Raw genomic sequence first — 12,437 nt, 5'->3', positions numbered from 1 at the left:
ACCGTGCGTTGGCACGACCTACTTCATAGGCCGCCTCATGAAAAACCTGGTATTGCGTGCATGTCTGGCAACCTCCCTCTGCGCAGCGACGGCTGCCCAGGCCGTGGAGCCTGTCCGAATCGGCTTCATCACCACCCTCTCCACCCCCGCCGGCTACCTGGGCGAAGACTCGCGAGATGGCTTTCAGCTGGCGATCGATCAGGAAGGCGGCAAGCTCGGCGGCGTGCCGGTGCAACTCATCGTGGAAGATGATGGTCTGCAACCGGCCAAGGCCAAGCAGATCGCCGACCGCATGAGCCTGGACGGTATCTCGCTGTACACCGGGGTGATTTTTTCCAACGTGCTGGCGGCCGTGATCAACACCGCCACCAAGGATGGTTTCTACGTCAGCAACAACACCGCGCCCTCGACCCTGGCCGGTGAAAAGTGCATGGCCAACTACTTCGTCGGCTCCTACCAGAACGACACCCCGCACGAAATGGCCGGTGTCGCCGCCAATGAGCTGGGCTACAAAAAGATGGTGATCCTGGCGCCCAACTATCAGGGCGGCCGTGACGCACTGGCCGGCTTCAAGCGCACCTTCAAGGGCGAAGTGACCGAGATCTACACCAAGCTCAACCAGCTGGATTTCTCGGTGGAGCTGGCACGCGTGCGTGCGCTGGCGCCGGATGCGATCTTCCAGTTTCACCCGGGCGGCGGCGGTATCAACTTCGCCAAGCAATACGGCGGCTCGGGCCTGTCGGCGCAAATCCCGATGGTGGTGCCGGTGTTCTCCATGGATGAACGCATGCTCGCCGCCACCGGCGAAGTGGCCAAGGGCACCAACATCGTCACCCTGTGGAACCCGCAATCGGACAACCCGGCCAACCAGGCCTTCGTCAAGGCTTTCACCGAGAAATACAAGCGCGTCCCGACGGTGTATGCCGCCCAGACTTACGACACGGCACGGCTGATCGGCGCCGCCCTGAAAACCTCCCAGGGCAACCTCAAAGACCAGGCGGCCTTCCGCGCGGCCATGAAGAACGTCAAGTTCGATTCCATTCGCGGTGACTTCAGCTTCGCCCAGAACCAGCACCCGGTGATCGACTGGTACCTGCTGCAAGTGCAGGCTGGCGCCGACGGCAAGCTGATCGAAGTGCCGATCAAGACCCTGGCGACCCGCCACGTCGACAGCTACGCCGCTCAATGCTCGATCTGACCGGCACCTGAATCCCGTCCTCGCCCTGCAGCACAACTGCGGGGCGTTTTCATGAGGAACGCAGCAATGCTATTGCTCGAACAGATTCTCAACGGCCTGCAATACAGCGCCTTGCTGTTTCTGCTGGCCTCAGGCCTGACCCTGATTTTCGGCATCATGGGCGTGATCAACCTGGCCCACGGTGCCTTCTACATGGTCGGCGCTTTCTGTGCCGCCTACACCGCCATGGCCACCGGTTCGTTCTGGCTGGGTGGCCTGGCCGCGCTGATCGGCTCGGCCTGTTACGGCGCGCTGATCGAAACCTCGATCATGCGCCGCCTCTACAATCGCGATCACCTGGATCAGGTGCTGGCGACTTTGGCCGTGGTGTTTTTCAGCAACGAACTGCTGACTGTGATCTTCGGCCGCAGCCCACCGGCGATGCCCACGCCCGAATGGTATTCAAGTTTTGTCGAAGTGCTGCCGGGGCTGATGTACCCGGTCAGCCGGCTGCTGTTTATCGCCGCAGGGCTCGTGGTGGCAGTCGGCATGTGGCTGCTGATCAACCACACGCGCCTGGGCATGCTGATTCGCGCCGGTGCCGACGACCATGAAATGGTCGGCGCGCTGGGCGTCAACATCGCCCGGCTGTACACCTTGGTGTTCGTATTCGGCTGCGTGCTGTGCGGCCTGGCCGGTTTCATGGCGGCACCGCTGCTGTCGGTGGAGATCGGCATGGGTGAAAAGATCTTGATCACCACTTTCGTGGTCATCGTCGTCGGCGGTGTCGGCTCGGTGCGCGGCGCGTTGGTGGGCGCCTTGCTGATCGGCATGGTCGATAGCCTGGGCCGTGCCTACATTCCGCCGCTGCTGGACCAACTGCTGCCCAGCGAAACCAGCGGCACCCTGAGCGCCGGGCTGATTTCCGCCAGCGCCTACATCGTCATGGCCCTGGTGCTGCTGGTGCGTCCGCGCGGCCTGCTGCCGGCCCGAGCCTGAGGAGAACGCTATGTCACCACGCCTCATCATCGACCTTGCGTGCCTGGCGACCTTCGCCTGCATGCCGCTGCTGGCCCACTGGTTGCACGAACCTTACCTGGTCAGTTTTTTCACCCGCCTTGCAATCTACGGCATGGCGGCCATCAGCCTGGACCTGCTGATCGGCTACGGCGCCATGGTCAGCTTCGGCCATGCCGCGTTCTTCGGCCTGGGCGGTTACATCGTTGGCATCATTGCCTTTCACACCTCGCAAGGCCTGCCGCTGTGGGGCTGGGAAGGCAGCAACAGTGCGCTGGTGGTGTGGCCGCTGGCCCTGCTGGTGTGCGCGCTGCTCTCGCTGCTGGTGGGTTACCTGTCGCTACGCACCAGCGGCGTGCAGTTCATCATGATCACACTGGCGTTCGGCCAGATGCTCTACTTCGTGCTCGGCTCGCTGTCGCTGTACGGCGGCGACGACGGCATTCTGCTCAACGAGCGCAATACCTTCGGCGCACTGGATCTGGGTGACGCCAACCACTTCTACTACCTGTGCGTGGTCTTGCTGGCCGGCTGGTTGCTGCTGTGCCGGCGACTGGTCAATTCACGATTCGGTTTTGTCCTGCGCGGGCTCAAGCAGAGCGAGCGGCGCAGCGTCAGCCTGGGCCTCAAACCCTTGCGCTATCGCCTGACGGCGTTTGTGATCGCCGGCACCGGCGGTGGCCTGGCCGGGATTCTGTGGGCCAACTACGCGCTGTTCGTCAGCCCCGACATGGGCGCCTGGCACAAGTCCGGCGAGCTGATGGCGATGGTGATCCTCGGCGGCGTCGGCACCCTGCTCGGCCCACTGCTGGGCGCGGCCACTTACCTGGGCCTTGAACAGGTACTGAGCCAGTGGACCGAGCACTGGATGCTGATCTTCGGCCCCCTGCTGTTACTGGTGGTGCTGTTCGGCAAGAAAGGCGTCTACGGATTGCTGCTGAGCCTGTTGCAGCGCAAGCCGAAGGTGGTTGCCGTCAAACCGAACGCCGCCGTGGAGGCACGCCCGTGAGCGCACAACTATCGATTCGTGATCTGCACAAAGCCTTCGGTGCAGTAAAAGCCACCAACGGCGCCAGCCTTGAACTGGCCAAGGGTGAGTTGCACGCCATCATTGGCCCCAACGGCGCCGGTAAATCCACGCTGATCGCACAGATCGCCGGGGAAGTTTTCCCCGACCACGGCCAGATTCACCTCAACGGCCAGGACATCACCCGCATACCGGCCTGGCAGCGGCCGCGCCTGGGATTGGCGCGGGCCTTCCAGGTCAGCCAGCTGTATACCGAGTTCACCCTGCTGGAGAACGTCGCCCTGGCCATCGCCGCCCGCGACGGCAAGGCGTTCGGCATGTGGCGTCCGCTGAGCCGCGACACCCGCCTGCTGGAACCGGCGCTGGGCTACTTGCAGCAGGTGGGCCTGGGCCTTCGCGCGCAAGACCCGGTCCACGAACTTTCCCATGGAGAACGGCGGCAACTGGAGATCGCCCTGGCACTGGCTCAGGAAGCTTCGGTGCTATTGCTCGATGAGCCGATGGCCGGGATGGGGGCCGACGAATCCGCGCGGATGACCGAGCTGCTGCACAGCCTCAAGGGCCGCTACGCGATCCTGCTGGTCGAACACGACATGGACGCGGTATTCGCCCTCGCCGACCGCATCACGGTGCTGGTGTACGGCCAGACGGTGCTGACCGGAAGCGTCGAACAAGTGCGCAACGACCCGCAAGTGCGGGCCGCTTACCTGGGAGAAGAACATGCTTGACGTTCAAGGCTTGAAAGCGGGCTATGGCTTGAGCCAGGTGTTGTTCGACATGCACCTGAGCATCGAGCAGGGCCAGGTGGTGTCGCTGATCGGCCGCAACGGCATGGGCAAGACCACCACGGTCAAATCGATCATGGGATTGCTCAAGCCCAGCGCCGGCAGCATCCGCATCAACGGCACGGAAATGCGCGGTGCAGCGCCCTATCGCGTCGCCAAGGCCGGCCTGGGGCTGGTGCCGGAGGGCCGACGCGCCTTCGGCACCTTGAGCGTGCGGGAAAATCTGCTGGCCACCGCCACGCGGGGCAAGTGGGATTTGGCGCGAGTCTATGAACTGTTCCCGCGCTTGCTGGAGCGCCAGGAGCAGCTGTCACGCACCCTGTCGGGCGGCGAGCAGCAGATGCTGGTGGTCGGCCGCGCGCTGCTGACCAACCCCAGCCTGCTGATTCTCGACGAAGCCACTGAAGGCCTGGCGCCGATCATTCGCGAACAGATCTGGAGTTGCCTGGCCACCCTCAAGACCGAGGGCGAGACGATTCTGGTGATCGACAAGAACCTCAAGGAAATGGCGCGAGTGGTCGACCGTCATCACATCATCGAGAAAGGACGACAGGTCTGGGCTGGCACACCGCTGGAGCTGGCCGCTCAACCCGAACTGTCGCAACGCTACCTGGGAGTGTGAGCAGCCATGGACCTCAATCAGGCCTACAACAACGTCGCAGCCGTGGGTAATTTTCCACAGATCATGCAGCGTTTTCGCCAGCGCAGTGCCCAGACCTATGCGAGCCGCGCCTGGCAGCGTGACGTGGCGTATGGCAACGCCATGCGCGAGCGTTTCGACTGGTATGCCCAGGCGAATGCCGGGATGCCGACACTGCTGTTCATACATGGCGGTTACTGGCAGGCCTCGGACAAGGACGACTACGCCTTTATCGCCGAGGGCCTGATCGAAGCGGGTTTCAATGTCGGGTTGCTGGAGTACACCCTGGCGCCCGAGGCAAGCATGGGCACCATCGTCGGCCAGATCGGCAAGGCACTGGACTACCTGCTGGCGCATCGCGAAGCCTTGAACATCGGTCAGCAGGTGGTGCTGTGCGGGCACTCGGCGGGTGGCCATCTGACCGCGCTGTATCGCCGGCATCCGCTGGTGACCCTGGCCATGCCGATCAGCGGCCTGATGGAGCTGGAACCCATCAGTCGCTGCTGGCTGAACGACAAGCTGCAACTGAGCGCAGAGGACATCGAGCGCTATAGCCCGCAAAGGCTGATCGGCGATGGCGCACCGTTGTTGGTGACCGTGGGCGGGGATGAGTTGCCGGAGTTGATTCGGCACTCGCGCGAATACGTCAGTGCCTGCCTTGAGGCCGGCCAAACCGCAAGCCTCGTCGAGCTTGCAGGGTGTCATCACTTTGCGGTTTTGGACGATCTGGCCAACGCTGATGGCGAACACTTGCGTGCACTGTTGAGACACCTGCCCCCTCATTCCCTGTAGGAGCGAGCTTGCTCGCGATGAACCAGAGAACACCGCGGGGAATCAGGATCCCCGTGTCATCGTTGACAACCATCGCGAGCAAGCTCGCTCCTACAGGGTACGGGGTGCAGTATCCAGATTGCGCGCGATGTTTTCAGGAAGTGAATCACTCTCGCCAGATGTGGATACCGGTTTGCCGTTTGCGGCTTTTTTGACCCCCTCAAGCTTCATAAAGTGAATACGAATTCAGACAGGAATTGCGTATGTCCAGCCTCTCGCTCAGGGTCCAACAGATCGAGCCTCTGACCCCCAGAATCCGCCGCGTGCTGCTGATGTCCAGCAACGTCCAGCCACTGCCGGGTTTCACCGCCGGGGCGCACCTTGAGTTGCATGTCCCAGGCAGTCGCGCTCAACGCCGTGCCTATTCGCTGGTCAACCTGCCCGACGGCGAACACTACGAAATTGCCGTTCAGCTCGAAGAGGCGAGTACAGGTGGATCGCGCTGGGTGCACTCGCTCAAGGTCGGCGATGAACTGCTGGCCGATGCGCCACGCAACCACTTCCCACTGTGTGAAAACTCCGAACACGCCCTGCTGATCGCCGGTGGCATCGGCATCACGCCCATGCTTGGCATGGCCAGGTCGCTGCAAGCGGCGGGCAAGCCCTTCACCCTGCACTACGCCGGTCGCGATGAAGCACAGATGGCCTATCTGCCAGAGGCCCGCGCCTGCCTGGACAACCATTGCTGGATCAGCGGCGGCGACCCGCAAAAGCGCTTTCCAGCCGCCGCAATCCTGGCCGCGCCAAGACCCGGCCTGCACCTCTACATCTGCGGCCCGAGCGCCATGCTCAACAGCGTGCTGGCCTGCGCTCGCGAACAGGGTTGGGCAGAAGATCACCTGCATTACGAACTGTTCAGCGGTGCCCTGGAAGTGGCCGGCGATCAAGGCTTTGAGGTGCACCTGCGCGAAAGCGGCGTGAACCTGCAAGTGGCCGCCGGGCAAAGCGTACTGGAGGCCATGCTCCAGGCCGGCCTGGACCCGATGTTCGACTGCCGACGGGGTGACTGCGGGGTGTGCGTCGCCCAAGTCATCGGCGGTCAGCCCGATCACCGCGACATCTGCCTGTCGGAGCGCGACCGCGCCAGCGGCAGTTTCTGCACCTGTGTCTCCCGTGCCAGCAGCGCGCTGCTGGTGCTCGATCTGTGACAAGCCGAGGACATCCCGTGATACCGACCAACGAGCAAATCGCTGCCTTGATCCGCGAGGACAGCGTACACAAGAGCGTCTACACCGACCCGACCCTGTTCAAGCTGGAGATGGAGCGCATCTACGGCAACGCCTGGATCTACGTCGGCCATGAAAGCCAGGTCAAGAACCCCGGCGACTATCACACCACGCGCATCGGCGATCAGGACGTGATCATGGTGCGCGGCGCCAACCAGCAGGTCAGCGTGCTGTACAACCGCTGCCCGCACAAGGGCGCCAAACTGGTGGCCGACGGCGACGGCAGTGTCGGCAAATTCTTCCGCTGTCCGTACCACGCCTGGACCTTCAAACTCGACGGCCAGCATCTGTCGGCGCCGCTCAAGAGCGGTTTCGAAGGCACTTGCTACGACCCCAGGCATCCGGATTTTTCCATGGTCAGCGTCGCTCGCGTCGAGACCTATCGCGGCTTCGTGTTCGCCAGCCAGGCGGCGTTCGGACCGGACCTGAAAACATTTCTGGGCGGCGTCATCACCTCCATCGACAACCTGTGCGACCGCTCACCGGTCGGTGAAGTCGAGGTGGCCGGCGGCATCTTCCGTGTTCAGCAGCGCTCGAACTGGAAAGTGTTCTACGAGAACCTGCATGACACCATGCACGCCCGCGTGACCCACGAATCGTCGGTAGACGCTGCGCGTGGCGAAGCCGAAGCCATCGGTGAAATGCCCTTCGAGCTGCTGATCATGGACGGTAACGGCGAACCCTACGACTTCTGGGAAAAGCTCGAACTGCGCGCCTACCACAACGGCCACGGCTACATGGAAGCGATCTTCGACCCGGCCGCCGCCGAGCGCGACGAGGTCTCCCGCGCCCACTTCGAATGCCTGAGCCAGGCCTACGGCGAGCAGCGTGCCAAGGAGATCCTGGGCATGAACCGCCACAACACGGTGATTTACGGCAGCGGATCGCCGCACACGGTGTTCATGCAATTCCGGGTCATTCGCCCCATCGCCGTGGACCAGACCATGGTCGAGATCCAGACCTTCCGCTGCAAGGGTGCTCCGGATGCCGTGTTCGACCGCGCGCTGACCTACGCCAATGTCATCAACTCGCCCTCCTCCAACGTGATGCCCGACGACGTCGAAGTCTATGCCCGCTGCCAGGAAGGCAACATGACCCGTGGTGGCGAGTGGATCAGCATGCACCGCTACGCCGGCACCGATAAGCCGCTGGAGGACGGTGCAGTGTCCACCAACGGCACCAGCGAACTGCCGATGCGCAACCAGTTCGCCGCCTGGAAACAGTTCATGACCGCCACCCTGATTGCCAAGGAAAGCACCCATGCTGCTTGACCGCCGAATCGACGTCGACACCCGCCAATTGACCCCTGCCCAGGTCCCTGCCGAGACCCTGCGCCAGATCGAACAGTTTCTTTATCAGGAGGCGCGCCTGCTGGATGAGCGGCGTTTCTGGGAGTGGGACAAGCTGTTCACCGACACCGGCATGTATTGGGTGCCGCACAAACACGAGCAAGCCAACCCGTTCGACCATATCTCGCTGTTCTGGGAAAACCGCATGCTGCGCGAAGTGCGGATCCGGCGGGTGGAAAACGCCCGCAACTGGTCCCAGCAACCGCAGACCCAAACCGCGCATCTGGTCGGCAACGTGATGGTCGAAGGTCTCGACGCCCAGGGCCTGCTGGTGGTCAGCGCCAGCTTCCAGTACAGCGAATGGCGCCTGGAACAACGCCAGCTCGCCGGTCGCTACACCTACAAGTTGGCCGCCCGGGACGGTGGTGGCTGGCAGATCCAGCTCAAGCGCGTGGACCTCATCAACTGCAACGATGTGTTCGCCAACCTTGAGGTGTTCGTGTGATGAACGCGCCGCTGGTGATCACCCTGCACTATCAGAACGACGTGTTGCACCCCGAGGGCAAGATTCGGGTCGGGCTGGGGGCCGATGACAGCGTGCGTTCCGCGCTGCTCGATGCTGCCGGTCGATTGCTCGCCGGCGCACGCGCCAAGGGCTGGCCGATCGTCCACGTGCGTGTGGCGTTCCGACCGGACTACGCCGACCTGATCCAGAACGCGCCGATCCTGCGCACGGTCGCCGCCCTTGGCGCGGTCCGGGAAGGCAGTTGGGGCGCGGAGTTCCTCAGCGCTCTGGCCCCACTGAACAGCCGCCACGAGTTCGTCGTCACCCATAACCGGATCAATGCGTTTTATGGCTCACCGCTGGAAACCGTGGTGCGCCGGTTCAATCCCTCGCACTTGTTGATCGCCGGCGTGGCGACCCACTCGGTGGTGGAAAGCACCGTGCGCCATGCGGTGGATTGCGGTTTCGAGGTGACGGTCGCAGCGGATGCCTGCGCCAGCGCGGACAGCGGCGCACACGCGGCCTCACTGGCGAGCATGGCGCTGATCGCCCGTATCAGTCACGTCAACGAAGCTCTGGAGGACTTGTCATGATGCTCGAAGGCAAAGTGGCGATTGTGACCGGCAGCACCCAGGGGCTGGGTCTGGACATCGCTCGGCAGCTGTTGGCCGAGGGTGCCCGGGTGATGCTGGTGGGGCGCAACGCCGACAGTGGCCAGGCATTGGCGCAAGCGCTGGATTGCGGATTCTGCGCCTGCGATGTGGAGCGCGACGAAAACATAGACGCGTGCATCGCTGCCACGCTGGCCCGCTTCGGCAGGCTCGACATACTGGTCAACAACGCTTGCCTGTACGCCGATCAGGGGCTGGCCTCGGACCGCGCACAGTGGCTGAAAACCCTGAACGTCAATCTGGTATCGGCAGCCATCTTCACCCAGAAAGCCGCCGTGCACCTGCCCAGCGGTGGCGTGGTGATCAACATCGGCAGTACCGGCGGCAAATTCGGCGCAGCCGGGCGCGCGCTCTACCCCGCTTCCAAGGCCGGCATCCTGCAACTGACGAAAAACCTGGCCATGACCCTGGCCCCGGAGCAAATCCGGGTGCTGAGCGTATCCCCGGCCTGGACCTGGTCGCCCAGCGTCGCCGAGTTCAGCGATAACGATCCGCAGCTGGCCGATCGGGTCGGGGCGCCCTTTCATCCGCTCGGGCGCATCGGCCGGGGTCATGAGATCGGCAGCGTTGTGGCCTTTCTGTGCAGCGCCGGTGCCGCCTGGATGACCGGTGTCGATGTGCCAGTGGACGGCGGCTTTTCGATTCTCGGGCCAGACCGCGGTGTGTCGCCGCGCGTGTGGTTCCAACAACACCGTGACAGCCAATAAATCTGATAACCGAATGAGGTAGATGACATGGGCAAGATGATTGAGATCCGGGCAACGGACAGCAGCGCCACGTTCAGCGGTTACCTGGCCCTGCCGGCCAGCGGCAAGGGCCCCGGGGTGGTGATCGGCCAGGAGATTTTCGGGATCAACGCCAACATGCGCGCCGTGGCCGATTTCTATGCCGAGGAAGGCTATGTAGCGCTGGTGCCTGACCTGTTCTGGCGCCTGCAACCGGGCATTGACCTGGGCTACACCGAAGCCGATTTTGCGCTGGCCATCGACCTGTTCCAGCGCCTGGATGTGGACAAGGCCGTCACTGACATCGACGCCAGTTTCAACGCCCTGCGTGCACTGCCTGAAGTCGAAGGCGCGGGCCTGGGTTATGTCGGCTTCTGCATGGGTGGCAAGCTGGCCTGGCTGACCGCCACGCGCACCGATGTGGCTTGCGCCGTCGGCTACTACGGCATGGGCATCGAACACCTGCTGCACGAATCGGAAAACCTCAAGGGCCGCCTGGTCCTGCATTTTGCCGAAAACGATGACTACTGCGACGCCAGTGCCCGCGCCCAAATCAGCCAACACCTGGCCGGCAACGACAAAGCCGAAGTCTACGTGTACCCAGGCGTCGACCACGCCTTCGCCCGGGCCGGGAGTTCACACTACGACAAACCGGCCTCGCTGATGGCCCATGAACGCAGCATCGCCGCCCTCAAGCGCGAGATCGGCCCCCACTTCAACCTGTCAGCCCTGTGGGAAGACCACATCCGCCACGAGTTCGAGACCCGCGACGTACCTGCCACCATGGCGACCATGGTCGCCGAGCCCTACGTCAACCATATTCCCACCATGACCGGCGGCGTCGGCGCCAGGGAACTCAGCCGCTTCTACCAACACCATTTTGTCCACGGCAATCCGCCGGACATGAAGCTCATCCCGATCTCGCGCACCATCGGCGCCTTGCAGATCGTCGACGAATTCATCATGTGCTTCACCCACAGCACCGAAATCGACTGGATGCTGCCCAACGTGGCACCGACCGGGAAGTACGTCGAGATTCCGATGCTGGGGGTGATCAAGTTCCGGGGGGACAAGCTGTACCACGAGCATATCTACTGGGATCAGGCCAGTGTGCTGGTGCAGATTGGCTTGTTGAACCCTGAAGGGCTCCCGGTGGCCGGGGTGGAAACGGCGAGAAAGCTGTTGGATGAACAACTACCGTCCAATACGTTGATGGGGCGCTGGACGCAAAGCGAGCAATAGAGACCGCATGAATGCAAAAGGCCGATCTGTCATTCAACAGATCGGCCTTTTTTCATCCGTCTAAACGTCAGACATGCTCACTGCTTTTCGCATGCACCGCGCGTGGCTCGCCATGCTCGTGGTCCACCTCAACCACCGGAATTTCCTTGCCATCGCAGTCGTGAAGCTTTCCGTCGCTGAAGTAGTCCCCTTCACGCAACGCCGCCAGATCCTGATAACGCAGCACCCGCTCGGTACCGGCCGCAAACACCGATTGCTGGTCGGAGTTACCGGCGGTGAGGTGGTTGAAGGTCAGGTTCAGCACGATGGCCATGATCGCCGAAGAACTGATGCCCGAATGGAAAATGGTCGCGAACCAGCTCGGGAAGTGATCGTAGAAGCTGGGGGCCGCGATCGGGATCATGCCAAAGCCAATCGAGGTAGCGACGATGATCAGGTTGACGTTGTTGCGGTAGTCGACCTTGGACAAGGTCCGAATGCCGCTGGCCGCAACGGTACCGAACAGCACGATGCCGGCGCCACCCAATACGGAGGTCGGTACGGCGGCGATGACCCGGCCCATGAATGGCAGCAGGCCGAGGATCACCAGGAACAGACCGCCAGTGGCTACCACGTAGCGGCTCTTGATGCCGGTGACCGCCACCAGACCGACGTTCTGGGCGAAGGCGCTCTGGGTGAAGGATCCAAAGATCGGCGCGAACATGCTCGACAGCATGTCGGCGCGCAGACCGTTGCCCAGGCGTTTGGAGTCAACCTTGGTGCCGATGATCTCACCGACGGCCAGAATGTCCGCCGAGGTTTCCACCAGCGTCACCATCACCACGATGCACATCGACAGGATCGCAGCGAAGTGGAAGGTCGGCATGCCGAAGTGGAACGGCGTCGGGAAGCCGAACATCGGGCCCTGGGTTACGGACGAGAAATCCGCCATGCCGAGGAACACCGCGATGATCGTGCCGATCACCATCGCCAGCAGAATCGACAGGCGAGAGATGGTCGCACTGCCGATTTTGCTCAGCAGCAGCACCAGCACCAGCGTTACCGCCGCCAGACCGATGTTCGCCATGCTGCCGAAGTCCGGCGCATGACTGTTGCCACCCATGGCCCAGCGCGCGGCTACCGGCATCAGCGTCAAGCCGATGGTGGTAATCACGATGCCGGTCACCAGCGGCGGGAAGAACCTGGTGATACGCGAGAACACCGGGGTTATCAGCAAACCGATCAGGGACGCCGCTATGACCGCCCCCAGCACCGATTGAAACCCGCCCTCCCCGCCACTGCTGACAATCGCCACCATGGTCG

13 protein-coding genes are annotated in these 12,437 nt (G+C 62.8%); 12 read left to right on the top strand and 1 reads right to left on the bottom strand.

Translation table 11 applies throughout. The features are described from left to right. Positions 1-37: 37 nt before the first annotated feature. The 12 genes from KGB28_RS25690 to KGB28_RS25635 all read left to right on the top strand — a co-directional run bounded on the left by KGB28_RS25690 (position 38) and on the right by KGB28_RS25635 (position 11,135). Positions 38-1,198, top strand: coding sequence for an ABC transporter substrate-binding protein (locus tag KGB28_RS25690; protein WP_223448387.1), 1,161 nt, complete (start codon positions 38-40; stop codon positions 1,196-1,198). 66 nt (positions 1,199-1,264) lie between these two features. Further along, entirely contained in the window at positions 1,265-2,176 is a 912-nt protein-coding gene (locus KGB28_RS25685) for a branched-chain amino acid ABC transporter permease (RefSeq protein WP_223448386.1), read from the top strand. Between the two features lie 10 nt (positions 2,177-2,186). Next, positions 2,187-3,203, top strand: a complete 1,017-nt coding sequence (locus KGB28_RS25680) for a branched-chain amino acid ABC transporter permease (protein WP_150755155.1) — start codon at positions 2,187-2,189, stop codon at positions 3,201-3,203. Next, positions 3,200-3,949: an ABC transporter ATP-binding protein gene (locus tag KGB28_RS25675; protein ID WP_223448385.1), complete on the top strand. Its 750-nt coding sequence runs from the start codon at positions 3,200-3,202 to the stop codon at positions 3,947-3,949. Before KGB28_RS25680 ends, KGB28_RS25675 begins: the two co-directional genes overlap by 4 nt. After that, a complete protein-coding gene (locus KGB28_RS25670; RefSeq protein ID WP_223448384.1) occupies positions 3,942-4,628 on the top strand; it encodes an ABC transporter ATP-binding protein in 687 nt (228 codons plus the stop codon). Before KGB28_RS25675 ends, KGB28_RS25670 begins: the two co-directional genes overlap by 8 nt. 6 nt (positions 4,629-4,634) lie before the next feature. Continuing rightward, complete coding sequence (locus KGB28_RS25665) at positions 4,635-5,438, top strand: alpha/beta hydrolase (protein ID WP_223448383.1); 804 nt, start codon at positions 4,635-4,637, stop codon at positions 5,436-5,438. A 242-nt stretch (positions 5,439-5,680) separates the two neighbouring features. Then, entirely contained in the window at positions 5,681-6,625 is a 945-nt protein-coding gene (locus KGB28_RS25660; protein WP_223448382.1) for a PDR/VanB family oxidoreductase, read from the top strand. Between the two features lie 17 nt (positions 6,626-6,642). Beyond that, positions 6,643-7,974 (top strand): aromatic ring-hydroxylating dioxygenase subunit alpha, encoded by a 1,332-nt coding sequence (locus tag KGB28_RS25655; RefSeq protein WP_223448381.1) that lies wholly within the window; start codon positions 6,643-6,645, stop codon positions 7,972-7,974. After that, on the top strand, positions 7,964-8,497 hold the full coding sequence (locus KGB28_RS25650) for an aromatic-ring-hydroxylating dioxygenase subunit beta (RefSeq protein ID WP_108230047.1): 534 nt from the start codon (positions 7,964-7,966) through the stop codon (positions 8,495-8,497). The genes KGB28_RS25655 and KGB28_RS25650 overlap by 11 nt, the downstream gene beginning before the upstream one ends. Continuing rightward, positions 8,497-9,090, top strand: a complete 594-nt coding sequence (locus KGB28_RS25645; protein ID WP_223448380.1) for a cysteine hydrolase family protein — start codon at positions 8,497-8,499, stop codon at positions 9,088-9,090. The genes KGB28_RS25650 and KGB28_RS25645 overlap by 1 nt, the downstream gene beginning before the upstream one ends. Beyond that, positions 9,087-9,875 carry an SDR family oxidoreductase gene (locus KGB28_RS25640; RefSeq protein ID WP_223448379.1) on the top strand — a complete coding sequence of 263 codons (789 nt, stop codon included), beginning with the start codon at positions 9,087-9,089 and terminating at the stop codon, positions 9,873-9,875. Before KGB28_RS25645 ends, KGB28_RS25640 begins: the two co-directional genes overlap by 4 nt. Before the next feature lie 27 nt (positions 9,876-9,902). After that, the gene (locus tag KGB28_RS25635) at positions 9,903-11,135 is read left to right on the top strand and encodes a dienelactone hydrolase family protein (RefSeq protein WP_223448378.1); all 1,233 of its coding nucleotides are present in this window, start codon (positions 9,903-9,905) and stop codon (positions 11,133-11,135) included. Between the two features lie 67 nt (positions 11,136-11,202). Here KGB28_RS25635 and KGB28_RS25630 read toward each other — a convergent pair. Further along, on the bottom strand, positions 11,203-12,437 hold a 1,235-nt coding region (locus KGB28_RS25630), incomplete at its 5' end, for a nucleobase:cation symporter-2 family protein (protein WP_223448377.1).

Source organism: Pseudomonas sp. BF-R-19 (genome assembly GCF_019956445.1).
In the GTDB taxonomy this organism is placed as follows: Bacteria; Pseudomonadota; Gammaproteobacteria; order Pseudomonadales; family Pseudomonadaceae; genus Aquipseudomonas; species Aquipseudomonas fluorescens_BH.
This window is presented reverse-complemented; position numbering and strand designations above follow the sequence as displayed.

Excerpts from the sequence above, each read along its gene's own strand:
- KGB28_RS25690 (WP_223448387.1), top strand. The coding sequence starts at position 38 with ATGAAAAACCTGGTATTGCGTGCATGTCTGGCAACCTCCCTCTGCGCA.
- KGB28_RS25685 (WP_223448386.1), top strand. The coding sequence starts at position 1,265 with ATGCTATTGCTCGAACAGATTCTCAACGGCCTGCAATACAGCGCCTTG.
- KGB28_RS25680 (WP_150755155.1), top strand. The coding sequence starts at position 2,187 with ATGTCACCACGCCTCATCATCGACCTTGCGTGCCTGGCGACCTTCGCC.
- KGB28_RS25670 (WP_223448384.1), top strand. The coding sequence starts at position 3,942 with ATGCTTGACGTTCAAGGCTTGAAAGCGGGCTATGGCTTGAGCCAGGTG.
- KGB28_RS25665 (WP_223448383.1), top strand. The coding sequence starts at position 4,635 with ATGGACCTCAATCAGGCCTACAACAACGTCGCAGCCGTGGGTAATTTT.
- KGB28_RS25660 (WP_223448382.1), top strand. The coding sequence starts at position 5,681 with ATGTCCAGCCTCTCGCTCAGGGTCCAACAGATCGAGCCTCTGACCCCC.
- KGB28_RS25650 (WP_108230047.1), top strand. The coding sequence starts at position 7,964 with ATGCTGCTTGACCGCCGAATCGACGTCGACACCCGCCAATTGACCCCT.
- KGB28_RS25645 (WP_223448380.1), top strand. The coding sequence starts at position 8,497 with ATGAACGCGCCGCTGGTGATCACCCTGCACTATCAGAACGACGTGTTG.
- KGB28_RS25640 (WP_223448379.1), top strand. The coding sequence starts at position 9,087 with ATGATGCTCGAAGGCAAAGTGGCGATTGTGACCGGCAGCACCCAGGGG.
- KGB28_RS25635 (WP_223448378.1), top strand. The coding sequence starts at position 9,903 with ATGGGCAAGATGATTGAGATCCGGGCAACGGACAGCAGCGCCACGTTC.